Genomic DNA, 25,728 nt, shown 5'->3' with positions numbered 1-25,728 from the left:
TGAGTGCCGGCTTCGCTGCCAGTCATCTCGCAACGTAGAGCCAGTCTCATCGCCGCGTACCGGGTCAACGAGTTCAACGGTGACGGCTTGTCTACGGTGCCGAGCTGGCTCGATCTGCTTCCGTACGAAACGATGTTCCGGGATCGGCGGCTAACTGCGGGCCAGGCCTGGATCGCGTCGAATGTCGGCACACTTCGATGACGCGGTAGACGAATTGAGGCGGCCGAGACAGCCGCTGTGGCCTACACCGCCGTTGAAGGCGGCACCGGCGCTGACCTCGCGGCCTTGCGTGAGGTCTACCCATTCAAGACCGATGATCTCGCCGCGTCACTACAGGCAGCACCCATCAAGCCCACGCGGGTCGAAATCATCCAGCCCGGCCGTGCACAAATCACCCGGGTGAACACGCGAGATGGATGATGACAACTCACCCCGCCCGGCGGAAGCCTAATCCAGGTAAACCTCCGGCCAGTGATGACCGGAGCGGCGCAACAAAGGCCCGGCCGCCGCACGTCGTGGCGACAGCACCGAGGACAGAACGATAAAGCAACGACGCCCTCGCCGCCACTGATGAAATCCGGGAAGGGAATCAGACAATGCGTACAGACCTGAAAGCCGCATACCCCGCGCCGAATCGAGTCTCGACCGCGACATCTCCCGGTTCATTATCGCGGGCGCCGTGTACGGGTGACTTGTCGATGACCTCCGACGCGAACATGGCGTGGTTGTTGGCCATTGCGGTAGATGTGTGTCTGACGGGTCATGTACGTACCATGACGTTCGTCGAATTGGGTTGCGGGGAACATCATCTCGCGATCAAGCGGATCCTCAACTCGGTCATGGCAAGCCGTATGACGTTGCCGGTGGCGGTACTCGACAGGTTGAGCCGCTGGCTAGACGGGTACGCCGGCTGCCCAGAGGAACCGCGACTGCGCACAATGCTCGCTAAGATTCAGGCGCGGCAGTCCCAGCCGGTTCCATCGTGCACCCAACGGGTGCGGCGCGTCGATGTAAGGAGCATCGCAGCGCCGGCGCGCAGGATCAGCGTCGCGTGACGGAGACACATGCTTGCCGGGATGCGCGGCCCGCCAACGCAGACATCCGCAGTTCCCCGACGCTCGCAATGTGCACAGCCCCCATATTCTGGGCGCCGCGCCCAAAAGCACTCCGGTACGTCCCAATGTATTTGTTGATGAGGATGCTGCGGCGGTGTCGGGCTGTGAGCGGAAGCAGGAATCTGCGCGGCCGAAGCCGAAGCGGTTGCAGCAGAATCACCCGGGTGAATCGGCGACCCGGACGATGACAATTCACCCGGACCAGAGCCAGGATGTGCCCATGGCAACAACGGTTGACCTCGGTGCACGCAGCGTTTCACCGCGCCCTCCGCGCGACCAAGCGCTGGCCGCGCGGTTCGTCAACAATGCCCTTCCATATTTGACCCAACTCGACAACCGCGCCCGCCGGATGACCCACACCGCCGTGGACGCCGAAGATCTCATACAGGAAACGATGCTGAAGGCTTACGCGGGCTTCAACACCTTGTCCGAGGACACCAACATTCGGGCGTGGCTATTCCGCATCATGTCCGACACGTACATCAACGGTCTGCGCCGCGCACAACACCGCCCAAGCGAGTACCTCGTCGGCCACATCACCGACCGGCAGCTAGCCGCCGTGGACCAACACTCCTCGCAAGGGCCACGATCCGCACCGGTGAGATGGTATCGCGGTGGCCCTGCCGTAGGGTTCCATCAATCGCGATTGTGGGCGCTGCGGACTCGGCCGCCGTCATCGTTGTTCTTCGCACAGCCAGACCTCGGCGACCTACGCTAATTGCGATGAAGCGAATCCTGCTGCGGACAGTTGTATTTCTGGCATCGTGGGCGCTCGGGCTACTGGCTGCGGCGTGGGTCATTCCCGGAGTGTCGTTGTCGGGACCAGGATTCATTGTCGCCGTGGTGGTGTTCGCGGTAACGCAGGCGATCTTGGCCTTGTCGATCTTGAAGTTGCCCCATCGGTACTCGTCGCTGCTCCTCGGGGGCACCGGTCTGGCATTGACGATCGTCGCGTTGGCTCTCGCGTCGGCATTGACGCACGGGCTCACTATTGACGGCATCGCACCCTGGCTGGCCACCACCGTTGTGATATGGCTCGTGACAACGATTGGGGCGGTTACGCTTCCCGAGCTGCTCATCCGCGACGGCGCCGGCTCGACCTCACCAAATAGACTCCGGCGCTGACAGAGTGTACGTCGATTGTCCCGGCATCGAGGCTCGGCACTTCGCTGGGGTCGCGCTGCGACCAAATTTATGGGTTAGCTCATCTGACGACGGAGGGACCGGCGATGGGAGACACACATGATGATCCGACGGATCACTCCCGGACGACGCAACCGCGCGCCGGTATTACGATGAAGGACAATTTCTTCTGGCCAGGGTTGATCTTGCTGGCCGTAGCGACGTTCGGGCTGATCACCACAGCAGCGTCCGCCGCATATCGACATTACGAATGGCTTTCCACGACCTTGCTCATCGCCGTTCTCGGCGCGGTCGCCGGAGCGCTATGGCTAGTCATGGAGAATCGCCGCGTGACCCGCATCGAAGCCCAATGGGATGCCGCGCATCCAGGTAGTCGGACGCGCACCCGCTAATCACAACAGCCGAACATCCCCGTTGACGGTGGCGTCCACACCGCAACATGTGCGCGGTGGGAATCATGTTGTGGGTCTTGGGTCGTCGAGCTGCGAGGTTGAACCGCCGTGATTCCATCGGACCCGACATGGCGCGCGCGGCCTTTTCGGTGAGAACCCAAACCTCGCCAGTCCCCCCGGCACCGGCGCAGTCGTCGATCTCATCCTTCGGGACCCGCCGCTCCAGGGCAGGGGTCTTGACGGCGGCCGGTGCCACCGCGTTGACGCGGATCCTGTGCCCGGCCAGCTCGATGGCCAGGTTACGGGTGAGCGCATGCAGCCCGGCTTTTTGCATCGAGTGCCCCGTCGATCGGTCACACCGAGGGCCTGATGTGCCCACATGCTGCCGATGTCGACGATGGCACCACGCTGCCCGCTGGTATTCATGCCCGCGACGATGGTCTGCGTCCGGAAGAACAGGGCATGGTTGAGGTCCATGTAGGAGTCGTAATCCTGGGGTTCGTACTCGACAAACGCCTTGGGGATGAAGAATCCGCCCGCGTTGACTAAAAGTGCTGTGGTTATAGCCGTTTTGCAGCGATATGCGTCATGTGGCGGCAAATCAAAGACATGGCGGCTACAGGCCGCACCGTCACCTGATATCGGGTTCTGCAAGAAACCAGGTTCCGAGGCACTACCCCTACTCGCATGACAGCGTCGACGCGAAATTGAGTGCGAAAGACTCAATGTGCTGTGAAGCAACGAGTTCTGGCTACGTCGAGGGCCTCCCAGTTCGCCAAGGCTCGTGAGAAAGCCTGCCGCCAAGGAGCCGATGCCTTTCGGTGGAAAGTCTTGGCGGATCCAGCGTCGTCGCGTGATACTGCGCCGGATGGAACACAATGGTCGACGAAACATTGAGGATGCGGCCCCGACCGCGTGCCAGCGTGACCGGCAGCGCCGCATGGGTGAGGCCCACCAGCATGTCGACATTGACGGCAACAAGCTGGAGCCGAGCCCGGTCCCGGCCCGCGAGGATCAGTGGCGCGCCCCGCTGGGCCAGACGCTCAGCGAAAAGCGCGCCAAGTCCGGAGCTTGCGCCGGTGATTACAGCCCGGCCGCGTTATCGTTGCCCGGCGCTTTTCGCTCTCTTTCTCCAGTCGAGTGCTGGTGCGTCAGGGCATAGGGCGTGCCGGCGGGAAGTCGATGTCAGTGTCGGCGACGTTGTTCATGAAGTTGGCGAGCAAGAATTGGGCGGTCAGGGCGATGAGTTCGACGACCTGCTTGTCGTTGTAGCCGGCGTTGCGCACCGCTTCGAGGTCGGCATCGGTCACGTTGCCGCGTTCCTCGACGACGCGTCGTGCGAATGTTCCCGCGGCCTGCCGCTTGGGGTCATCCGAGCGTCCTTGGCGTGCAAGCGCGATTTCCTCTGCGGTGGCGTGATTGAACTGAGCGGCGGTGTGGCTGTGGGCGGATAGGCAGTAGCGGCAGCCGTTGGCCTGCGACACCGCCAGCGCAACGGTGTCCCGTGTTCGGGCGTCGACTGTTCTGCCGAGTGCGCCCTGCAGTGCCACGACACCGCTCAGTGCTGACGGACTCAGCGACATCAACTTGAACGAATTGGGGGTGAACCCCAGCTGCTGGCTGACTGCTGTGAGAGCCGGCCGGCTCGCTTCGGGGGCGTCCTCAATCGACTGGGGATACTTCAAACGGGCCACGAATCGTCCTTTCGGTAGTGCGAGGGCGCCCAATGCCTCTTAGGCAGCCTTCGACGCGCGCCGCGAACCCGCGAGCTCTTGCGGTTGGGTGATCGGATTCCGGAGGTGCCAACGGGATTCGGCTCCCAGAGTCCAGCGAACGCGAGTCAGGTTGTGTGCCCCAGCGGCAGCCGTTGTCGGCTGGTCCAGGCGCAGGTCGCCGGCATGCGGTCCGAGTGCCGGCCGGGGCTGATACCACGATTGAGCTGCTGCCGCGGGTCCCGGCTGGGTTCTCGAGCACATCAGCAGGCCTCGACCCGGACTGGGCGCAGCGTGACGGTGAATCGGGTGTTCCCCGGCGCCGACCGCACCGTGAGTGTCCCACCGTGCCGGTTCACGACTATGCACCACGCGACGTTGAGGCCGAGTCCTGCTCCCTCACCGACGGGTTTGGTGGTGAAAAAGGGGTCGAAAATGCGGTCGCAGATACTGGGATCGATTCCGGGCCCGGTGTCGGTAATTTCGACAACGATGGCGTCGTCGGTCTTTTCAGTGCGCAGGGTCAGCGTCCTACCGTCGCTGTCGCCGCTGCGGATCGCGTCGATGCCGTTGGACACGATGTGAGTGAAGGCCTGAGTCAATTCACTCGGGTAGCAGGGCACGCCGGGCAGCAGCGGGTCGTAGTCACGCACCACCGCGATATCGGCGCCCAACGCAGGTGAGAGGACGTCGAGCGTGCTATCGAGTAACCGGTGCAGATCGACCACGTCGAACGCAGCGCCGTCCATATGCGAGTATTGCTTGCTGGCGTCGACCAGGTCGGAAATCCGCTCGCCGGCTTCTGCAACGTCGTTGATGAGGTACTGGGCATCGATGACATTGGCCAACCAGCTGAATACGAGGTCGGCCGAGTCGCGGCCGCGCACGCGGTCAAGTGTGTCGACCACTGCCTCTAAACGTGCGACGTCCAACCCGGCGGCCGTCAGGGTCGGGGCGATATTCCACGGCTTCAAGACGCCGTGATCATCGAGCCAGTCGCAGATCTCGTCGTCCATCTGTGAAACCTCCAGCGGCGAATGGTGTGCACGCAGCGAAGTCTGGGAATGTTGGGTCAGGCGGCACTGGATCTCATCGAGCACCCCCGCGAGCGCTGTGCGCGCGATATAGCTGGGCGCGCGGTCCCGAGCCAATTTATTGACGTGCGAACGCAAATCCGCCGCGGCGCGCACCGTCGCCGCCGCAGGGTTGTTCAAACCGTGAGCAAATCCCGCAGCTATGGTACTTGCGGCCCGGATACGGCTTTGGTAATCCACGCTGCGGCGGATGCCTTCGTGATCGCCCCACATGCCTTGCAGCAAGTGAACGACCATTGGGAAATGCTCACGCACGAAGTCACGGAAGGCGTACGCATCAACCACCAAGAACCGCGATCGCTTGGTCGCGCGCACCGAGAACGGATACGTCGGAGCCGGGTTTCCCAAAAACGACGCCGCCACACCGCAGAACGTTCCCCTATGGGACGTGCGCCCCGTCTCGATGTCTCGGTCCCCCAGCAGTTTCGAGACCACGATTTCACCGTCCATGAGCACCAGGAACCGCCTGGCGTCCTGGCCTTCCTCCACCACCGGGCCCGCCTCGAATACCTCGATTCGCGCGTCGATGCACAGCTGCGTGACCTGTTCGTCGGTGAGCCCGTCGAACAGTAACAGTGTGCGTAGATCGTCTTCGCTGCAAGGCTGTGCAGACCGGTGATGCGCCACCCCTTCAGGCCACCTTTCCTGCCGTCCTACGCGCGGCCACCGGCAGCCTCGGGTCTGGCCGGCGTCTGTTTATGCTGCCGGTCCAGACGCCGGAAGCTCGATCCGCGCTACCACCAGCATAGCGGACGATATGGTCCATAGTAAGTAAGGCTAAGTCTGCGTGGGACGCTGCCCAACTCCGAAGGACGAGCGGCCTGCAGCGCCGTATCAGTCGGATGGATCTCGTTCCTCAGAGGCCACGCGCTGTCAGAGCGAGATTCAACGGCCGTGGCGGTTGGGCGAGCGCACGCTGCATTTCGGGACTAATCCGAGTTGGCTTCCAGCGGCGTCGACTCGTGAGCATCGACGGCCGCACCGTCAGCCTAACCAGCATGGTCTGAATGGTCCCTTGTCAGCCGCCCCAACCAGTAACGAGGCCGCCCCCATGCGACTGCGGCCACGTTGCGGCGTGCCTGCATAGTCCAGCCGAGCAGCATCCTGCCGTGGGGACGGTTCGACAGCGACAGAACTCGTCGCCGATTTGGTCGGTAGTAGATGTTCTCGGCGAGGCGGTCGATGGCGCCGGATTATGGGCGCAGCATTGCATCGTGATCGGAGACGCCCACAGATCGACGATCGCGCGATGCTGTTCGGCATCGGTGACCGATGAAGCTCCAGTTCTGCACGTCGGCCGACGTCGGGGCCTGCACAGCGATCTCCAGGCATTCGCGGATCACGCCGATGGGAACGGGTTGGTCAAGTCAGACGCTTGCGCACCAAGCGGGTCATGGTCAGCAGCGCGTCGGTGGGCAAATCGACGATGGGGTAAACGCTCATGCCGGCAGGATGGCGGTGAATTCGACTTCCACGCGTAGGTTGGGCCACACGAGCCCGTCGACGATGCTGAGCATGGCGGCGGGTTGGTGCTCGATGATCTCCTTGCTCACCGCCAGGTAGGCAGACACATTGTCGCGGCTGGTGAGCCATTGGCGCATGTAGACAATGTCGGTCAGCTTGCCGCCGGCCTTGCCGAGCGCATTCTCGACGTTGGCCCAGCACTGCCGAGGTTCGTCGGTGAAGTCCGCAGGCGGGGTGCCGTCTCACGCAATCCGGGCGTTCCGGAGATGAAGATATGTGTGCCGTGCCCGGATAGGGCTACTGCATCGGCGTAGGTGCCGATGTGCGCAGCCACTCCGGTCAAGATCAGGGTGATGGTGGTAGTTCTTGAGACTCCTCAAACGTCAGTTCTTTTTCGGCGAGTGGTGGCGACTTCGTCAGATGTCGTTGGTGATGACCACCCCGCTGGGCTCGCAGCCGGCGACAACTTCTGCGAGGGCGGAGGCGGCCTGGTCCACGCTGCACGACGCGGGGTCAGCATGTTCGACGGGTGGGTGTCGAGCAGTGCGGTCAGGCGGGCCAGTTAGCACCGTCGGAACGGAGGTAAACCGTGGTTACGGTGATGCCGCGGGTCGGTACAGGCGGGTCGGGCGTGATGGTGGCGAGCCGGCCACAATCGGCAAGCGCGGTCATCGCCGCGGCGGCACCCCCGGGGACGGCGTTGGGGACGGCGTCGGCTGCCCTTCCCCAGCGCCTTTGCGTGTTGTGGCCACATCGCATCGTCGTAGTCCACTACTTCGCGGGCGCCATTCCCGCAGACTCGGTCAGCACGGAGCGGGCGGCGGTGGCGAGCACATCGACCCCGCGCAGGGCAACCAGTTGGACAATGACCCCGCCGGTGATTCCGCCCGCGCCGTGAACGAACAACGTTTCCCCGCCGAGCAGGGCCAACGCTTCGCGGACTACCTGCTCGGCGGTCAACGCCGGCACACGAAAGATTGCTGCGGTCTCCCACGAAATCCCGGTGGGCTTGCCGGCCAGCGATCCGACGGGTGCGACCACAAACGGTGCCCAAGTGCCTTGGTCGCGCAGCGGCGCAGGGTGGCAAAGCACCTCATCGTTAGTACTGAATTCGCTTTGTGTGGGCGGCGACATCCTTGACGACCCGGTAGCCTCGACGCCGAGCGCCATCGGCAGCGTCGCGCCAACGTCCCAATCGCCGGTGCGAATAATGCTGTCCCAATCCCAGTGCCGCAAACCTCGATGAGGACTTCGTCGGCCAACGATCGCCGAACGCGCGCACTCCCGCTACAAGCATGCTCATAGCGTCCTCTGCTCCTGCGGCTGCAGGTCGGCGGCTTGGCCGGAGGCCGCGTCGGGTTCGACCGGAACGAAGTAGATCACCGGGGATCCTTCCTCAGCGGTCGATGCCTAACGGCGTTGTTGGGCAAGTTCGGACTCGTCGGCGAGAAGCAGATCCCAAACCTGATTGACTGTCGGATGTGGCGCAACAGCATGTCGCAAAACAGTGACTGGGACCTTCGCGACGATAGCCAGGGTGGCTGCTTGAGCCAGCTCCGAGAACTCCGGGCCGACGAATGTCGCTCCGAGCAATGTGTTGGTCTCGGCATCGATGACCAACTTCGCCCATCCTTGGAAGCCATCTCTGAACAGTGCCAGGAACGACAGTGTGCCGGGGTAACAAGCAGTTCGCGTCCGTACCACGAACCCTTCCAATCGAGCCTGACTTTCCGTGCGCCCCACCCTGACTACTTGAGGCTCGGTGAAGATGACCTGCGCAAGGCTGCCCGCATCACGGGCAGCCAATTCGTTGTCGCTGAGTTCTCGTCCGCCGGCCCTGGCCGCGACGATGTCGGCCACGAGGCGGCCGTGGTAGGTGGAGATATGAGATAGGCGCGCACGCCCGGTAGTGTCGCCCAGAGCGTAGAGCCAGCCGCCTGTGACGCCGACCGCCTGGAGATGGTCGTTCACTGAAATGGATTCGCCGCTCGGCAGGCCAACAGATTCGAGTCCGATGTTGTCGGTGTTGACGCGCCGTCCGGCGGCTAGGACGATCTCGTCTACCTCGATGGTATGGCGCTGGAAAGTTGCGGTGACGGGCCCGCCCGCGACGGGGCGGGCTACCGAGGACAACTCTGTCTGAAAGTGAATCATGACACCTTTGCTTCGCAGCGACTGCGCGACTAGCTCGCGGGCTTCGGGTTCGCAGCCGCGTAGCACGGTGTTTTCACGTACGAGAAGCGTTACGGTCGAGCCCAAACCGTTCAGGATGGTCGCGAATTCGACGCTCACCGGACCACCGCCCACCACCAGCGCGCGAGGTGGCACTTGTTTCATGGTCGTCAAGTCCCGATTAGTCCACGGGTGCGCTTGCGCCAACCCAGGTATCACCGGGACGTTAGGACGAGTGCCGGTGGCCACAACGACCGCGTGGCGTGCCTCCAAGACGGCTTCGGTGTTATCGGCATGCGCCACGCGCACTGTTCGTTCGCCGCTCAACTGGCCGAACCCATGAAACACAGCTACACCGGCTTGCTGCAGCGATGCTGTTCGGTCTTGGTCCGAGAGATGCTCGATGATCGCGTCACGTTTCGCAAAGATAGCCGCAACGTCAAGCCCGTCGTCCAAAATAGCCTCTCGCACACCAGGAACTGCCTTCGCGAGATTGAACACCTCGATCGGGCGAAGCAGTGTCTTGCTCGGGTTGCAACCCCAGTAATGACACTCCCCACCGACCAGGCGATCCTCGACGAGCGCTACTGCAAGGCCTGTCGACGCAAGCTTCCGAACGGCGGCCACACCCCCCACCCCCCCACCCACGACGACCACGTCGAAGTTTTTGTCGATCACATCCGCCCTCACTTCCGGTGATCCTTGAGCTGTATTCAGGTGCGGCTCAACTATTTACACCCGGCGAAACTCGCTGCGTGGACGCAGTCTGCAAAAGATTCAGCAGCCCGACCTGACAGGTCAGTAACACATTTACGCCGGGTGGGGTGAGCGGTCATCACCCTTGCCGCCCGTTCACCCGGGTGATTCCTGCACATTCGTTCAGCCGCGGACGTTTGGGGGGTTACGCCGGTCAATTCGATCATTAGCCGCAGTTGCGTCGGTGCGGTTCAGTCTCCGGTGAAGGCCTGGCTGCCACGGCATTCGCAAGCACCACATGACCTACGCACGGCCAACCGCTCGTACGAGCGCTTCGGTTCACGGCGGCGCATTACTCACCCGGGTGAATTGGAGGTTGGGGTGACGACAGCTGACCCCGGCGGGCTGCAATATCAGTACGGCCAGAAACCAGGCGAGATTGTCACACCGTTGCCGGCGTCCCAGCCGAGGGCGTTACGCATCGTCGATACCGTCACCGAGCTCCCGCCCATACGGCACCGAAATGACAGCCAACCTGCAGCGAACGCCGAACGGCACAGAGAAGGAACAAGAAAAGTGAACGATACCAAGCAGTCCACCGAAGATCTGGCGATCCTCGATCAGCTCAACAATGACTACGTCCACTCCGACCAGTTCAACGATGTCAAGCGCTTCAGCGAGTTCCTCGCTGAGGACTTCATCGTCCAAACTCCGGGCGTCACCAGGAACCGTGAAGAGTTCCTGGAATACATCGCTAAGCCGCGTCCCTTCAAGGATCTCGCTGTGCACGACGTCAATATCCGCATCCTCAGCGACGTTGCTCTGATCCACGCCCGCGCCACATACACCATGCTCGCCGATGGAGTGGAGCAAGAGGCTCTGTACACGGACACATATCAAAAGCGTGAGGGCACCTGGGTCTGTGTCGCAGCCTGCGCGATCGCTCCAGGCGCTTAACCCGCCGCAGCGAGGCTGCTGGTCGCAAGGCACCCCGCCCTTGCCGAGACCATCCAGTCGGAGCCGTCAGAAGAACACTCAGAAAGGAACGTGGACATGCATTTTGAGGGCAAGAAGGTCATTGTGGTCGGCGGCAGTGCCGGTATGGGACGACAGGTCGCAGTCGACGTCGTCGCTCACGGCGGCAGCGCGGTGATCATCGGACAGTCCAAAACCCGTGTCGACGACACCGTCGCTGAGCTGACCGACCGGCGGGGCCAAGCTTGGGGCGTCGCCGCCGAGCTGACCGATCGCGAAGCCGTCGCCGTCGTGCGGCGCGCGCTTTACGAGCAACACCGCGACGCGACACTGCTGGTAAACGCGGCCGGATTCTTCATCCCGAAGCCCTTTCTCGAGTACGACGCGGACATCTACGACTCGTACATGGAACTCAACTATGCCCTTTTCTTCCTGACCCAGACCGTCGTCGAGGGCATGATCGCCCGCGGGATCGGTGGCTCCATCGTCAACATCGGCAGCATGTGGGCGCACCAGGCGATCGGAGTGACCCCATCAACTGGGCACTCGATGCAGAAAGCCGGGCTGCATGCGCTCACCCATAACCTGGCCATCGAGCTTGCCGGGCACCAGATCCGCGTCAACGCGGTGGCACCGGCGGCCGTCAAGACGCCCGCTGTAGAGCGGTGGATCCCGAAGGACGAGATCGACGCCACGCTTGACACGTTCGCACCGCTTCACCCCCTGGGACGAGTCGGCACCGCCGCCGATGTCGCCAACGCCATCACCTTTCTGCTCTCCGAACAAGCAAGCTGGATCACCGGCGCGATTGTCAACGTCGACGGCGGCGTCATGGCCGGCCGCAATTAGCAAGACTGCGACCAAAGCGCAACCGCCTTGCAAATGAACGAAAGCTGAGAAGGAGGGATTGCAGTGGCACGCGACATGCGCGCGGCAAGCGGCCCCAAAGGCAAGTATGTCGGCCGCATCCCGCTGGATTTGAGCAGTTCTTCGACGAACTTTCTGACCTCGGCGGTGTGGAAAGATACCGACAGGGACCGTGGACGAAGTCTGCGCGAGGCACGCACCCGAGATGGATGTCGACAGTGTCGCCGAACTATGCAACCGCTTCGACGTGAAATTTTCTCGGTGACGACATCCGACAATGAACCTTCGCGTTCGAATGCCAAAACCTCTTACGCGCAGAAAATGTCGTCGGGAATGCCGCAGTGGATAGATCTGAAGGAGTAATTGATGTGTGAAGGCGCCCACGTCCAGATGGTGGCAGGATCCGACGAGCTGATCACCAAGCGCCTGCGACTGCGCCCCTGGACGAGTGACGACGCCGACGGCGCATTGGCGATCTTCGGCCGGCGGGAAGTCGCGCGCTGGCTTACGCCGGCGGTGCCGCGCGTGGCCGATCGCGAGGAAATGCGCCAACTGCTGGCCCAGTGGATCACCGAACACGATGAAGCCGGGCGTTCACTGGGCCACTGGGCGATCGAGACTCGTGACAGTGGCCGCGTCATCGGAGCGGTCTCTTTACTGCCGTTGCCACCCGGCTGCACCGACCTCGAAATCGGCTGGCAGATCACGCCGGCGGCCTGGGGGCACGGTTACGGTGCTGAAGCAGGCCATGCGGTGGCGCATCAGGCTTTCGCCAACGGAGTGTCGGAGGTGTTCGCCGTCGTGCGGCTGGACAATATCCGCGGTGTCGCGACCGCACGGCGCGTCGGAATGGAGTGGGTCGGCGAGACCGACAAGTATTACGGCCTCACATTGCAGATCTACCGACTCACCGCGGCCGATCTGGACTATCCAGAGCCCAGTGCGGGCGTGCCCCGATACTGATCCCACTCCCCATCAAGACGAAACGGACGACTGTTCAATGTCTCATCACTTCGATACCCGCCTTGCCGCCCGCGACGCGCGGCTCAACATCGCGGACGTGTATCTGTTCGACGCCACACCTGACCGCACGGTGATGGTAATGACCTGCGGCGCCGACGTCCCACTGTCGGCCCCGGCGGCATTTCATCCAGCCGCACTCCCAACTTAAAGGAGATGGAGCACCATGCCGACTGGAATCGTACTGTTTCCCAATCCACAAGCACCCAATCGGGTCGATGAGGTGATAGCGCAGGCCACCCGTGCGTATGACCTCGGCGTCCGGCAGGTATGGCTGAGCCAGAACAACGACCACGACGCGATCGCTCTCGCCGCTGTGGTCGGCGCGGCCGTACCGGGGCTCGGCGTCGGCACGTCGGTGGTGCCGATCAACCCGCGTCACCCGCTGATCGTCGCGTCGCTAGCGCAGACGGCGCAGGCCGCGTCGCACGGCAACTTCAGTCTCGGCCTCGGATTGGGCGGCCACGAGCCGGAGCGGCAGGCCTTCGGGACGTCGTGGCCCAACGCGATCACACGTCTTCGCGAGCACTTGACAGTGCTGAGGTCAATCTTCGATACCGGAGCGGTAAACTTCAGCGGCAACGAGATCACCGCGCAGCCCGGATGGCCGGTGCGGGTCGCCGGGGGTACGCCCGTCCCGGTGTACGTGGCCGCGATGGGCCCAAATGCGTTGCAGGTCACCGGTGAGCTGGCCGACGGCACCATGCCGTACCTGGCCGGTCCGCGAACTATCGCGGAATTCATCGAACCGGCCATCGCGAAGTCGGCAGCCGACGCTGGACGGCAGAAACCCAGGATCATCGCACAGGTCCCCGCAATCGTGTCCGACGACGTTGATGCGGGAAAGAATTTCGCGGCCGAGCGGTTGAGCTTCTTCGAGACCATTCCGTCGTATCAGAAAGTGATTGCGCGAGAGCGAGTCGCGGGCGCGGCAGACCTTGCCGCGGTGGGTTCACCGGAATCGGTGAGGCATCAGCTTCAGAGCTATCTGGATGCGGGTGCGACGGATGTCGTGCTGAGCGGGCTGGCCTGGACGGACGCCACAGTGGCCGAAGAACTCTGGGCTCTCGCAGCCTCGCTCTGACCGAGTTGATGCAACAGGTTATCGAGAGGGCGGGATCGATGCGGTATGACGTCGTAGTGCTCGGCGCGGGTTCGGGGGCTACGTGCCCCTATCCGTGGCGCAGCTGGGGTTGTCGGTGGCATCGGGGAAGCCCTTTACTGGGGCTGGCTCTGTCTGAACGTTGGATGCATCCCCTCCAAAGTGCTGTTCCGCAACGCCGAGGTCGCCCACCTTCTGCGGGCTGACGCCGACACACGTTGGCATCGAAGCCGTCACCAAGATTTTCTACGACGCGGCGTTCGAATGCTCCCGTGAGTCGCAGTAGAAAGGGTGCACGGGCTGCGATTCCTCGTGCGCAAGAACACCATCGACGAATTCGAAGGCGAAGGAATCTTCGCTGACCACCACACCATGCGCATCAAGAGCCAGGACGTCGACACCCAAATCAGCATCGACCCGGGTGATCATCGCCACCGACGCCACCCCATGGCTGCTGACCGGGACCAGCCGTGGGTCTAGGGTGCGCACGTACGAGAAACAAATCGAGAATGATGCGGCTTCTCCTCACTGCAAAGCAGTACGGCATCCGCCATTAGTTCTCTCGGAACGGTTTCTCCGATGCGACGCGCATCGATCAGCTCGCAGAACTGTTATTTCGTATGCGGCCAACCAATGCGCTGCTTTCTGTAGGCATTGAGCATTGTCTGTGTCGGTGCAAGATCGACACGGTGGCTGTGGGTCATGGAGCATAGTTCCCGACGGAAAAATTGCAGTTCATCCCGTTTTGCGGTAGGTGAGGGTGACGGCGTCGGCGCTTTCGGTCAGCCCCTCGATGCGCGCACCGGCCAGGATGGTGACGCCCAGGTTACGGTAGGCCTTGGTGATGTCTTCGAGACGTCGACGTGTTCGTTGGGCAGCAGCCGTTGCAGGCTCTCCATCACGGTCACCGCGACGCCGTAACTAGGCAGCCTGATAGGCGAATTCGATGCCGATCCGGCCGCCTCCAATGGTGGCGATCGACGACGGCAGCCACCGATGGATCGTCGCGGAGTTCCTCGCGGATCGTTTGGAGCAACATCAACATCGATCATCTTGTGTGAGACGAAGCAGCGAGATTCTCGCAGCCGTCCAAAGCAGAGTTGCCGCTCGACTTACCAGACAATCGGCGTCTGACGCGACACATCACGGTAACCGCTGTTATCCGTGAGACTGCCCTGCGCGGCTCGACGTGCATACTCCTGCCGAGCAAGTTGCAAAGTAGGGCTTCGGTCTTGGTGGGCGCGGCCACGCTGTCGGATCGACCCAAGGCCACCAACGTACCGGCGCGGCGTCCCGCCCCAGGGAGCGACATCACAGCCGCGTTCTCGTCGAGGTTGGTGGCGGACCGATTACCCGGACGGTCGGCGCCCACTAGTAGGGAAGCAACTCGGCGATCGCAGGCTGACGGGGCGTCGACGATGCGCCGCCAGAGAGCCGCATGTCCGTGACCAACGCCCGGTAAGGTCTTGGCAAGCTCGCGGCGAATCACGACCCTGACCGAGAAACAACAAAACCCCCTTCGGCGCTGCTCAGAGCACGTTTTCCCGTGTCCGGCTGAAGGATTTGAAGCTGCGCCCACTTGCCCCCAGTCAGCGAGAAGCCATGCTTACCTGTCCCAGCTCGTCCCGCCCCTCCGACCTGCAGAAACCGTCTCAACATATCCCCCCGTCGCACCATGTTTCGCACCGCTTGTGACATCTCGAGGCCACGCACCTTATCGGCTCCCGGACCGGCCAACATCACCGACGTGCCCGCTGTCATGCGAGGGAGTATGCCGCAGCCACAGTACGAATGACCCCCACCCGGTCGGCGGCTGACCGCCAATCCCGCTGTGCCACACCTCGCCACGTCTAATACAGTGCCAACGCGCCGGCCTAGCATTGGTAGTTGACTGGGCGTCGTCGCGGCCGAACCGCACATGCCGCAGATACGCATCCGCTACCGGCACCGGCCGCAGGTCGTCGATCACTGTCCGGTCGCAACTCTCTGCCTCCTACGTCGATTGAACTGCCAGAACACGACAGCCACCTGACCGATACGGGTAGAGGACCCGTTACCCACCGAATAGGAGGTCACCTATCGCAACAGTGCGCAACACCGATCAGACGCGGAGGGAAGCCGGGATAGTCCCGCCCCGAAACGACCGGAACGACCGCACCGGACCGCCGATCTGGTCGACCACCCGCGGCAGCCGCCGCCACGGCACCCGCGCGCCTTAACGGAACGCGGTCACGAAACCGCAGCGCGGTTGCTAGCCTCGCCTCATGACCGACAGGGACACCCAGCGGCGGATCATCGAGGACCTGCAGGTCGTCGCCGACTTCGACGCCGCCTGCGAGGCCGAGCGCCGCATCCGGTTCCTCGCGGAGTACGTGCAGCACACTGGCACCCAGGGCCTGGTGCTCGGCATCTCCGGCGGCGTCGACTCCACGGTGGCCGGGCGCCTGTGCCAGCTGGCGTGCGAGCGGGTGCGGGCCGAGGGCGGCGATGCCGCGTTCGTGGCGATCCGGCTGCCGTACGGCGTCCAGAAGGATGAGGCGGACGCCAACCAGGCCGTGGCGGCGATCGCGGCCGACGAGGTGTACACGGTCAACATCAAGGGCGCGGTCGACGGCATGTGGGACGCCTGCCGGGTGGCCGGCATCTCGATCGCCGACGAGCGGGACGACTTCGTCAAGGGCAACGTCAAGGCGCGCGAGCGGATGATCGCCCAGTACACCGTCGCCGCCGCCCGCAACATGCTCGTCGTCGGCACGGACCAGGCGGCCGAGGCGGTCGTCGGCTTCTTCACCAAGTACGGCGACGGCGCCGCCGACCTCACCCCGCTCTACGGCCTCCCGAAGCGCCGGGTCCGCGACATCGGCCGACACCTTGGCATCCCGGAGAACGTCGTCGAGAAGGTGCCCACCGCCGACCTGGAGGAGGACAAGCCGCTCATCCCCGACGAGGTGGCCCTCGGCGTTGGCTACGGCGTCGTCGACGACTACCTCGAGGGCCGCGACGTCGACCCTGCCGACGAAGCGACGATCCTCGGCTGGTACCGCCGCACCGGACACAAGCGGGCGCTGCCCGTCACCCCGGCCGGCTGGGAGGCCTCGCGAGGCGCCTGATTCGACGTCGATGAGGAGGACGCATTCGTCGAATAATGCTGCTACTACACTACCGACGACCGATAACACCCGATTATGTTGCCGGCGAATCGCGACAAATGCAGTTGATCGGCCACGGTGATGGTGTTCGTCATCGAGGCTCCACCTGCCTTGAATGTAACTTGCGTCGTGTTTGGGCCCGTCGTATCGGCGTCGCCGGACCCGGTGGAGCTGCGCCACGCAACCGCTGATCTATTTGCCGTTTTCGTGCAGACAAGTTTGGCCTCGTCGATGCTGCCCTGGGCTCCATCGCTGTCGAGCGTCGCGACTCCCTCGGTTCTTATCTCGTCATTGCGACCCAAATCGCACTGCCTCCTCAGTCCCGATACATCACCAAATTCCTCTTGCGCAACGTCCGTTCAGCGGCGCCACAAACCACGGTTTCACAGTATTACACCCGGACGCAGTACGGCGATCGGTTGCCGGCGATAAAGCCACACAGTAGGGCGTTCATGCGGTCACCCTGCCGTTTGGTGGTGCCGCTCCAGTTGCCGTTTAATCGTCCACAATGGACGGGAATCGACCGGCCTTACCAAGCATAACGAAAGGCCGAGATCGCTTGCCGTTCAAACACGTTCAGCACGCAACGAGACCTGCCGAGACTTGTAAATGCTAATCCCTAGGTCGCAGGTTCGATTCCTGCCGGGGGCAGTGGTCAGATAGGGTTTTTAGCTGTGCTTTGTATCGTCCGGTTGACGGTTATTCGTCGTTTACGGGAAACCTGAGTTGCCCTCGCCGGCCACCGCCCGATCCAGTAGGTTCGCTACCTGGTCGTGCATACGGCCCCGGCTCATGTAGCGATCCTGGGTCATGGACACTTTGGCGTGGCCCGGGTGGTCCACGCATAGACCGTAATACCGCATCCATCCGGGCGGGGGTCGCCTCCCCCCACCCGGACTCCCCCCACGAACTTGGCCAGCTTCTTCGCGTCGTTATCAGTGTGTCGGGGCGATCGCGGCCGGACCGATCGATGGGTGACGCTCAGCCAGTGCCGTCAGAAGAGCGTCTGGGCCAGCTTTCCGTACTGATCGAACTTATCTGCCGGGCCCACGCGCTGCACCCTGCGCGTCACGCCGTCGGCGTCACGAAAGCGAGGGCGGGCAAGCCATACCCCGCCGCCGAGGTGCTCGCGAACAATTTCGCCGTGCTGACCAATACGCAGCGTCGGGCGGCCAGCCATCTCGCTACGACAATGAGCGGCGAGCTAGGGGACGTGCGTTTCGCATCAGCGAATTGCTCTGCTTCCCAACCAACTACGTCACTCAAGCGGTATCTGACGTGTCGACCGAACCCCGCATAGCGAGGGCCCGCCCCCTTGGATGCCACTCGGCAGGCGTCTTCACAGGCAACCCGTATCGCTGCGCAAGCTCCTGCCGAGTGATCCACTGATCGCCGGTATTGCCGTCCATGACGTCGCCCTTCGTTGAGTTCCCGTGAATCGCCGGATGAGGTGCAGCGTTCTCATCTGGTCCGAAAATAAGCCCGCCACTCAATGCTCGTCTACCACTGCGTCCGTATTCGTTGGTGATTTCTGAAATCCATCTAAATTCCACCATTTCGTCGCACCGTGTTGAAATACGTTGACATATATTGGCGCTCGGATCGAATCGTCTCTTTCAGTCAACGACACGAGTGGCCAGTGCTGGCGACACCGCCTTCGCGTCCGGTATGCGAGCCTTCCTGAACGTGGCCGCCAGCCAAGTCGCGCACGGGCATCAGCCTGCGACGACTTGCCCCCAGGGAACAGGCCAGCATGAACTAGAGTTTTACTACATCCCGCACGGCCAGGTCAGCGAGTCTGCATGTCTGGCTTGTGTCACCCTGTCCACCCTGTTCGTGCGTGTCTTGGCAGTTCTCGGCAGGCTACCGAAACGATATGCGATCCCCGCAGCGTCACACATTCGGAACGTCCATCGCTATTCCATCTGGGTCGGGCAGCACGCGCCGAGCGCGTCGTAGCCGCCCGGAATCCTCGGTTCGGCGATGATGCCCGTCGGTTTCTTCGGTGCCGACCGTGCCGCCCTTCACAATCGCGAGAGCAATCACGAATGGGTCACCACCCCTGGACGCGCACCCACAGCGTGGCTAGGTGTACCACGACCGCGCCGAGCCGGTCGAGAGCGAGCCGCTAGAGGGCGCCTGCCCAGCGCATGCAGTACGCATTGCGTGCACGCAAGCATCATGACATCACGGTTGCATGACTGAAAAACCCAAGCCGAAACCCTCACTGCGCGCCTGCCTGAAAACCCGGGCGAGGTGATGCCGAACTACGCATTCGTCACCGTCACCGATGCCCCGGCGAATGACGAGAAAGGGCCGCGTTGACCGAGTACCTGCGGGCCCATGCCCGAACCGACATTGTTGCGGCTGCGTTCCAAAGCCATGTCATAGCAACGCTCGGCGCGCCACAGACCGGCGCCGACTCGAAACAACCATCGCCAGACGGACTTTATCGTGTCGGCCCGGTCGTTCTGCCTCTTGTAGACCACGTTCGCTTCTTGAGGGACCAATGAGGCCAAAAGACAGAAGAACTCGGGCAACGCCAACCCATGGCACCCCCATCGAGGTAACACTCCGACGCGCACCGATTCGTGCTCGCCTCCAGGCCCGGCTGTGGCCTGGCCACTTCGACGAGATGCTGGTGGCTGGATCAAGGGACGCAGTCGCAGGCAGCGCTCTGGCAGTCCACACCGAGCGGCTTGGTTCTGAGAAGGAGCGTCAGGCACTAGCGCAATTGCTCTGTCGCATTTGGGAGCGCGCATATTTCGGCGACCTCATCATTGGCCGTGCGATTCCGGTTAACCGAGACAAAGTCGCCGAAGCGGCTCCGATGATAGACACCATCATCGAACGGTTGTCCTCGCGGCGGCCAATTGCTGTCGCTTGTGTAGCGCGCCTACGAATGCTGCTCGCCGACGGATGCGGACCGCTTTACCTCTTCGGCCAGGGTGATCTCATCGGGGCGCTCGGCTCCGTCCTGGCAGAACTTTGACCTCGCTCTTGCGCAGCATGCCTCGGTTCACTAGACGGCGTGCACCGAGCCGGCTGCTACAGCTTAAACACCTAGCGACAGGTAAGGCTTTGTTTCCAGCCGGTGGACATCACAGCGGGATGCCCACCACGGCGCTGGCATGCCGGACGACACGTAGGGCACCCACTCATAGCCAATCCCCTTCATAAGACAAGGAATTCGACCTACCCCGATGCCAACAGCGTGCAGATAGTTCCTACCAGGCGCTCGCTGAATGAATTTCAGGTTTCCGTGTGCGCTGAGCGGAGCACTTGATGATAGTAGGACATCACACTCACCTTTTGGTGATGTCCATCTCTCAATTTGAATGGCCGCAAAATGCCTAATTAGGTTTGATTGAGGCAAGTTGAGCCCGAACATCGACCGCTCGTCTCTCCATCCTCGGACGCATCGACGCCGGACGGAATGAGGAACTGCCGGCGTCTCAAAAGCACTTCGGCTGCGAGTGGTGCGTACCTCGGAGGGCTTCCTGGAGAGAGTCAGCGTTACGGCGATCAACGCTGCTGTCGTGGCAGATGCTGCGATGAGTCCCAGCCGTGCCGGACGGGGGTCAAGCTGATTCCCGGCTGGTAGACCATGGTCAGGATTGCGGTGCCGAGAACCGTTCCCAGTTGGCGTGCGGTGTTGCTCAGCGCCGACCCGGAACCCCATTGGTGGGAGGGCAGGGCTTTTCCGGTGACGGCGGACACACTGGGAATGACGAGCCCGACACCGGCGCCGGTGAGCATTTGGCCCGGGAGGAATTCGGCTAGGTAGCGCGGTTGGGAATCTACTCGGCACAGCCAGACAATGATTCACATCGTGTAGCGCATCGCGCCCGAGGCGGCGACCGTTCCGATTCCATATTTGTTGATCAATCGACTCGCCAATGTCAGCGAAGGATCAAGACGACAACAGGTCCCGGCGACAGGCAGAGTCCGGCCATGGCCGGTGTCTCGGGCCAGACGGTCGTCAGCAGCATGACGCTGTCCAGCAGCATGGCACCGAAGGACGCGGCGAACAGCAGCAAGGCGATGCTGCTGGACCACATTGGTAGGACCCGCACGGCGGCGAGGTCGATGGCGGGGTGTGATGGCGTCCCGATCGCCGAAACCCTAGCGTGAGGGCGCCAATAGCGAGGGTTCCGGCAGCATAGATTTCGAAGACATTGGAATCAGTTGTGAAAATTTCGACGATGCCCACACCAAGGCGGCTACGCCGATGACCAGGCTCACTGAGCCGAACAAAGTCGGGCACTCCGGTCCCGCCCGGCTTGACCTTCGGGAGCACCAATGGCGCGATGGCCAGCGCGATCAGACCCAGCGGGAGGTTTACGAAGAAGGCCCAGCGCCAGTTGAGTTCGACGAGAAGTCCACCTATGGGCGGTCCGAGCGCGGCGGCCATCGCGCCCACGGCCGACCACGTGCTGACGGCCACGGTTCGCCTCGCAGCCGGCACGGCGGCCATGAGCAACGCCAGCGAGCTGGGCATCAGCATGGCCGCACCGACGGCTTGAACGACGCGGGCAGCGACCAGCAACCCCACGGACATCGAAGGGCCGCAGGCGAGTGAGCCGATCATGAAAACGGCGAGACCGGACAGATAGATTCGTCGATGCCCGTAGCGGTCACCAAGTCGACCGGCCGGACTGAGAAATGCGGCAATGACAACGGTGTAGTCGTTGAGCACCCACGACAGCGCACTGAGTTCGGTGGCGCTAAACGCACTGCGAATATCGGGAAACGCGACGTTGATGATGAACAGATCGAGGCTGGCCAGGAACGCCGCCACTGACACCATAAGGACGGTCGGAGTTGTGGAGCGAATCGGGGTTGTCCTGCATTGCCGCCACGGCACCCTCATGTGTTGTATCTGAAAGGAATAGGAGCAGGGGCCCATACCGAGCCTCGACGCTGAGTGGTTTCCACTATACTTAGGATCCGCCTATTCATTCGAGCAAGCAAATCGCGCGCACATTCGTCGAAGCGTGTAGGTCAACCCGCGAACCCCATGAGAACCCGCGCATCGCGTGGCCGTCTCACGTAGGCGTCACCTCGCCGGTCGGCACAGCAGGGGCCACGACGGGCTGAAGGGTGCGGCCTCGGTTCGCAGGAGCCATCCGCGCGCAGAGCTGAGTTATGCAGCATGTGAGAGCGCGCAGATCGACATCCAGCAGCGGCGTCGAGCTGGTGACTGCGGGCGCGGTCGGCGAACTCGGCCAGAACGTCGGGCTCGACGACCCGCTTTGCGACGAGATCCCTGTGCTTGTCGGGACCGAAGGTCGAGTTGGTGTCGGTGAGCCGCGTCGCGCGGACTGACGCGCACGACGTCGGGTATCGGGTGTCCGATGGCTGTGATGGGCAGGTCAGTGGTGTGCAGTGGGCACATCACGGCGGATGGGTGAACACGATCCTCGCCGCATTGATCGGGCGGCGGCCAGATGGGTTGCGGCATGACGACCTCGACGACTCCGGTGTCGACGTCGTAGACCAGCTCGGCCACGGCCGTGTCCGGGGCCGCGCGGCGCATGGCCCACCGACTGCGGGACGAACGACCTGGTCACGCTGCTGGCCACGTGCAGATCTGTGCCGCCTGCCTGACGGATTCTGGGGCCAGAACCTGCATCCGATCGCCGCGACAGAAGGAAGAGACCTGCACCAAACGCATGATCGAACTGAACTATGCTGCCTCACAGCACGATTCATCCACTTGAATAGTACGTGAATTATCGCCAACGCCGCAGCTTACAGGCGACAAAGCAACGGCGCAGTCCCACAGGCTCACGCTAACTGCCCTCCCGGTGGCGATTCGCCCAACGCCACCCAAGTGGCGCGGGAATGCGCAGCGATTATCTGTCGCGACGATGAGGCGAACGAATGGATGCGGCCGGTGTCTCCGATTGAACTGCTGGCCATAACGCCGGTTGGCACTGTTATCTGCTTGAGTAGTTGCCTGTTTCACAGACCCGTCCGAGTGCTTTCAGCGGCGTACTGAAGCAGGCCGGCCAACCGTGCGTTCAAAACAGTCGTGGTTATCGACCGTCCTCGACGCTACTATCTCGCCGTTGCTTTCACCGGTCGTCGATTCTTCCATTGGAGGATCGCAGGCGCCCTGGCGCTGTGGTCTGCCTGATCGTCATCGCCCTTAGCTTTGAGCCGAATCTGTATTGGTTTTCGTACTACTCAGTCGATTACAGGCTGGGATTTGTGCGGTGCGGACTCGCCGGCGAGATCCTGGACTTGTTTCCCTCCGGACTGCACCTGACGGGTCTGAGGACGATGCGCTGGCTCCAGCCGGCATTGTTCATCGTCGCCCTCGTGGCGGTGGCACGGAAGGTGGCGTTCGGGTTCAGCGCCTCCGAGCGCCGGCTGAAAATAGCTCTGCTGATACCGGTGCTACCGTTCGGCTTCGCATTCGCGGTATTCTCCATGCATCCAGACCTTTTCGGCGTATTTGCGCTGTCTGCATTTGCCTTGGTGCTGACCGGGGTGAAGACCAACCGGTCAATTATGGTTTCGAGTGCTGCTTAGGGTCTCACCACTGCCGTACTCACGCTCACCCACGAAGCGATCCTGTTGTTGTTATCGCTCGGCGCCATCGGCGCCATCGTGACTCTCGCGGCGCCCAGTTCGATCACCGTGCAGCGCCGCAGCCTGTTCTTCGCTGTCGCTCCCGGGCTGGCAGTGGCACTGGCGACAGCAATATTCGCGCGACGCGGAATCTCCTCACAGCTGTGCGAACTGGTGCCGCACACACCCGTTGACTGGCCGGCGGCGGGCCCCCTGTCTGTCGTCCAGGTCCTCAGTGGCCAGCACTTCTACATCGACTGGATGTGCCGCAACGTCATCGCGAACTATGACCAGATTGTCCCCGGCGCCGCCCGGTTGGTCGCGAGCATCGGAGCACCCGCGCTCATTATTTCGACCGTCTTCGGCCTCGCCCTTTTAGCGGTGACCGTCCTTTTTATCGGCCACACTTCGGGCGTGCCTTTCGGGCGGTTGTGGGCCCTGCTGCGCGAGCGGCCAGTGTCGTTGGTCGTCGGGGTCGTGGTTATCCTGCCTGTTTTTGCCACCTCGGTCGACTGGGTGCGCTGGTGGGTGACCATCTCTTTCAACGTGGGCATGCTGTACGTGCTGTACGCCGGCGCCCAGCCCGAGGCCTCCAAATACCCGACACGGCGCACCCGTATGCGGTTCACGGTCGCACTTGTCGTGCTGGCTCTGTTTCCCGTCAGCGTCATTCCAGGTATCGGTGGTCCACCGCCGGTGTGATCAACTCGGTCCTATCGCGCCGGAAGCGTAATTGAAGCGCTGCAACATCTTTGAAGCGTATAGGATTTTGTGACATCAGTCCGTCTCTCCGTCACTGCTACTCCAACTATCGATGGCTTGGCCGGGCCATGACCTACAGCTCGGTGAAACGGCCACTGGGACACTGTTCGAAGCGAATCGGCTATGACCTCGGTGGTCCACACATGCTGCGCCCCACGTTTGCGACGCGTTTGGTCCGCAGCGTTGACTGCGATCCTGTCCCGTTTGATGTCGTGCAGGCGTTACTCCGCCGGGCCGCACCATGTTCCACGCGGATCTATACCCACTCGATGCTGAGGCAGGAATGTTAATGCCCGCCTTGTGGCTGTCGTCGGCTCTGATGAGCCAGCCCAACCCCCAGACTAACATGGCGTGGTTACCTACTTGAGGCGATCGATCCGAACTGGCGTCGAGGCAGTCAGCTGCTGTTGATGCCATCGTCGGAGAACCCACGCATACACAGGCGCCGGTGCCTGCGTGCGGGATGTGACCCCGAGGGAGATCGCTGCGCCGGGTTTCCTACGTTGCGCGGCCGGCTGTGTCGACATCCGACGCAGCGGCCGTGCGACGTCACTGGCAGAAGTTCGCATTATGTCCGGGTTCATGAATCCCACCACTCGTGGCGGCGGGCTAACGCACGCAACACTTCTGTACGGTATGTGATTTAAGGACGAACCGCGGTACGGATGATTATGCCGCTGCACAGTCGCTTTAGCGATAAGTACCGAACAGATGTAGAAAGTATTGGCAGTCACTAGGCCCCCTATGCCGGGTCCGCACGGACGAAGCCATCGACCTTACCTGTTGTTAGCCCCGATACTACGCTATGCTAGCAACGGTACGGCCACAGAGTGCGGACGTCGTCCAACTAGCACCGCGAGTGGGCCACGCGTCAAGTAATCGACATCGGGAGTGACATGCCGCTGTGGAACATACACTGCAATGAAGGCGCATATTCAAGCGCTGACAAACGCGCTTTCGCCGAGGCGATCACCGACATATACGCCTCGTGGGGTTTGCCGCGGTTCTACGTCTCCGTAGTGTTTCACGAAATATCCAAGGATTCACTGTTCATCGGCGGGGTGCCGCGGGACAACTTCGTGCGCGTTTCCATCGACCACATCGCTCGGAGCGCATCAACCAAACAACGGGAGAAGATGCTGAGCATCCTTAATAAGCACATTGCGCCCTTCGTGGGAGCCCGCGGTCTCAATTGGGAACTCCACATCGACGAAACGCCTCGCGATATGTGGACTATTGAGGGCATGGTGCCCCCAGAGTCGGGCTCAGCTGAAGAGCAACGTTGGGCCAGCGATAATAGACCATCGATGCCGGACCGCTGATTCACGAGCACCGATACCGGCACGGAGAGAGGGCCGACGATGCCGTGCACAATGCACGACAGAGGCGTCTTAACTAAGGCCGGCACGCAATCCGAGCGCACATACGGCTCGCCCTGGCACGAGCGTCGAAATCAGGCCCATCACAAGGTGGGGCGTACCCGTTC

General features: G+C 62.4%; 22 protein-coding genes and 3 pseudogenes. 13 read left to right on the top strand and 12 right to left on the bottom strand.

The annotated features are described in order from the left end of the window. The first annotated feature begins 237 nt into the window (after positions 1 to 237). The 4 genes from ACVWWN_RS16895 (at position 238) to usfY (ending at position 2,650) form a co-directional block, all read left to right on the top strand. Entirely contained in the window at positions 238 to 420 is a 183-nt protein-coding gene (locus ACVWWN_RS16895) for a hypothetical protein (RefSeq protein ID WP_457144899.1), read from the top strand. A gap of 915 nt (positions 421 to 1,335) precedes the next feature. Beyond that, on the top strand, positions 1,336 to 1,833 hold the full coding sequence (locus ACVWWN_RS16890) for a sigma factor (protein ID WP_457144898.1): 498 nt from the start codon (positions 1,336 to 1,338) through the stop codon (positions 1,831 to 1,833). Positions 1,834 to 1,838: 5 nt separating this feature from the next. Then, entirely contained in the window at positions 1,839 to 2,240 is a 402-nt protein-coding gene (locus ACVWWN_RS16885; protein ID WP_457144897.1) for a hypothetical protein, read from the top strand. A gap of 104 nt (positions 2,241 to 2,344) precedes the next feature. Further along, positions 2,345 to 2,650, top strand: coding sequence for a protein UsfY (gene usfY, locus ACVWWN_RS16880; RefSeq protein ID WP_457144896.1), 306 nt, complete (start codon positions 2,345 to 2,347; stop codon positions 2,648 to 2,650). Between the two features lie 193 nt (positions 2,651 to 2,843). On the opposite strand, the pseudogene ACVWWN_RS16875 reads toward usfY, so the two are convergent. The 6 genes and pseudogenes from ACVWWN_RS16875 to ACVWWN_RS16850 form a co-directional block, all read right to left on the bottom strand. Further along, positions 2,844 to 3,202, bottom strand: a pseudogene (locus ACVWWN_RS16875) (SDR family NAD(P)-dependent oxidoreductase); the annotation flags it as partial. 599 nt (positions 3,203 to 3,801) lie between these two features. Continuing rightward, complete coding sequence (locus ACVWWN_RS16870; RefSeq protein ID WP_457144895.1) at positions 3,802 to 4,344, bottom strand: carboxymuconolactone decarboxylase family protein; 543 nt, start codon at positions 4,342 to 4,344, stop codon at positions 3,802 to 3,804. Between the two features lie 281 nt (positions 4,345 to 4,625). Then, positions 4,626 to 5,948, bottom strand: a complete 1,323-nt coding sequence (locus tag ACVWWN_RS16865; protein WP_457144894.1) for an ATP-binding protein — start codon at positions 5,946 to 5,948, stop codon at positions 4,626 to 4,628. Positions 5,949 to 6,895: 947 nt separating this feature from the next. Then, positions 6,896 to 7,090 (bottom strand): annotated as a pseudogene (locus ACVWWN_RS16860) (Rid family hydrolase); the annotation flags it as partial. A gap of 601 nt (positions 7,091 to 7,691) precedes the next feature. Next, the gene (locus ACVWWN_RS16855; protein ID WP_457144893.1) at positions 7,692 to 7,961 is read right to left on the bottom strand and encodes a hypothetical protein; all 270 of its coding nucleotides are present in this window, start codon (positions 7,959 to 7,961) and stop codon (positions 7,692 to 7,694) included. A 369-nt stretch (positions 7,962 to 8,330) separates the two neighbouring features. After that, positions 8,331 to 9,770: a dihydrolipoyl dehydrogenase family protein gene (locus ACVWWN_RS16850; protein ID WP_457144892.1), complete on the bottom strand. Its 1,440-nt coding sequence runs from the start codon at positions 9,768 to 9,770 to the stop codon at positions 8,331 to 8,333. 399 nt (positions 9,771 to 10,169) lie between these two features. On the opposite strand from ACVWWN_RS16850, the gene ACVWWN_RS16845 reads away from it, so the two are divergent. From ACVWWN_RS16845 to ACVWWN_RS16825, 5 genes are all read left to right on the top strand, one after another. Then, complete coding sequence (locus ACVWWN_RS16845) at positions 10,170 to 10,745, top strand: nuclear transport factor 2 family protein (RefSeq protein ID WP_457144891.1); 576 nt, start codon at positions 10,170 to 10,172, stop codon at positions 10,743 to 10,745. A 96-nt stretch (positions 10,746 to 10,841) separates the two neighbouring features. After that, a complete protein-coding gene (locus tag ACVWWN_RS16840; protein ID WP_457144890.1) occupies positions 10,842 to 11,612 on the top strand; it encodes an SDR family NAD(P)-dependent oxidoreductase in 771 nt (256 codons plus the stop codon). Positions 11,613 to 11,675: 63 nt separating this feature from the next. After that, positions 11,676 to 11,993 carry a hypothetical protein gene (locus ACVWWN_RS16835; protein WP_457144889.1) on the top strand — a complete coding sequence of 106 codons (318 nt, stop codon included), beginning with the start codon at positions 11,676 to 11,678 and terminating at the stop codon, positions 11,991 to 11,993. A 3-nt stretch (positions 11,994 to 11,996) separates the two neighbouring features. Beyond that, complete coding sequence (locus ACVWWN_RS16830) at positions 11,997 to 12,593, top strand: GNAT family N-acetyltransferase (protein ID WP_457144888.1); 597 nt, start codon at positions 11,997 to 11,999, stop codon at positions 12,591 to 12,593. 223 nt (positions 12,594 to 12,816) lie between these two features. After that, positions 12,817 to 13,734, top strand: a complete 918-nt coding sequence (locus ACVWWN_RS16825) for a TIGR03564 family F420-dependent LLM class oxidoreductase (protein WP_457144887.1) — start codon at positions 12,817 to 12,819, stop codon at positions 13,732 to 13,734. A 264-nt stretch (positions 13,735 to 13,998) separates the two neighbouring features. On the opposite strand, the gene ACVWWN_RS16820 is transcribed toward ACVWWN_RS16825, so the two are convergent. Then, positions 13,999 to 14,187 (bottom strand): hypothetical protein, encoded by a 189-nt coding sequence (locus ACVWWN_RS16820; protein WP_457144886.1) that lies wholly within the window; start codon positions 14,185 to 14,187, stop codon positions 13,999 to 14,001. A 1,829-nt stretch (positions 14,188 to 16,016) separates the two neighbouring features. On the opposite strand from ACVWWN_RS16820, the gene nadE reads away from it, so the two are divergent. Beyond that, the gene (gene nadE, locus ACVWWN_RS16815) at positions 16,017 to 16,862 is read left to right on the top strand and encodes an ammonia-dependent NAD(+) synthetase (protein WP_457144885.1); all 846 of its coding nucleotides are present in this window, start codon (positions 16,017 to 16,019) and stop codon (positions 16,860 to 16,862) included. A 1,033-nt stretch (positions 16,863 to 17,895) separates the two neighbouring features. Here nadE and ACVWWN_RS16810 read toward each other — a convergent pair. The 5 genes and pseudogenes from ACVWWN_RS16810 to ACVWWN_RS16790 form a co-directional block, all read right to left on the bottom strand. Then, positions 17,896 to 18,081, bottom strand: a complete 186-nt coding sequence (locus ACVWWN_RS16810) for a hypothetical protein (protein WP_457144884.1) — start codon at positions 18,079 to 18,081, stop codon at positions 17,896 to 17,898. 1,087 nt (positions 18,082 to 19,168) lie between these two features. Continuing rightward, on the bottom strand, positions 19,169 to 19,447 hold the full coding sequence (locus ACVWWN_RS16805; protein WP_457144883.1) for a hypothetical protein: 279 nt from the start codon (positions 19,445 to 19,447) through the stop codon (positions 19,169 to 19,171). Between the two features lie 979 nt (positions 19,448 to 20,426). After that, positions 20,427 to 20,660, bottom strand: a complete 234-nt coding sequence (locus ACVWWN_RS16800; RefSeq protein WP_457144882.1) for a hypothetical protein — start codon at positions 20,658 to 20,660, stop codon at positions 20,427 to 20,429. 143 nt (positions 20,661 to 20,803) lie between these two features. Then, the gene (locus ACVWWN_RS16795; RefSeq protein WP_457149482.1) at positions 20,804 to 20,962 is read right to left on the bottom strand and encodes a hypothetical protein; all 159 of its coding nucleotides are present in this window, start codon (positions 20,960 to 20,962) and stop codon (positions 20,804 to 20,806) included. A 248-nt stretch (positions 20,963 to 21,210) separates the two neighbouring features. Further along, a pseudogene (locus ACVWWN_RS16790) lies at positions 21,211 to 21,711 on the bottom strand (MFS transporter); the annotation flags it as partial. Between the two features lie 1,319 nt (positions 21,712 to 23,030). Between ACVWWN_RS16790 and ACVWWN_RS16785 the strand changes: the two are divergent. The 3 genes from ACVWWN_RS16785 to ACVWWN_RS16775 all read left to right on the top strand — a co-directional run bounded on the left by ACVWWN_RS16785 (position 23,031) and on the right by ACVWWN_RS16775 (position 25,564). Continuing rightward, a complete protein-coding gene (locus tag ACVWWN_RS16785) occupies positions 23,031 to 23,441 on the top strand; it encodes a hypothetical protein (RefSeq protein WP_457144881.1) in 411 nt (136 codons plus the stop codon). A 45-nt stretch (positions 23,442 to 23,486) separates the two neighbouring features. Continuing rightward, positions 23,487 to 24,182 (top strand): hypothetical protein, encoded by a 696-nt coding sequence (locus ACVWWN_RS16780; RefSeq protein WP_457144880.1) that lies wholly within the window; start codon positions 23,487 to 23,489, stop codon positions 24,180 to 24,182. A 956-nt stretch (positions 24,183 to 25,138) separates the two neighbouring features. Then, on the top strand, positions 25,139 to 25,564 hold the full coding sequence (locus ACVWWN_RS16775; RefSeq protein WP_457144879.1) for a tautomerase family protein: 426 nt from the start codon (positions 25,139 to 25,141) through the stop codon (positions 25,562 to 25,564). Positions 25,565 to 25,728 lie beyond the last annotated feature (164 nt).

Source organism: Mycobacterium sp. URHB0021, from assembly GCF_054057895.1.
Note: the sequence above shows the minus strand (reverse complement) of the source record. Positions and strands in the feature narration are given on the sequence as shown.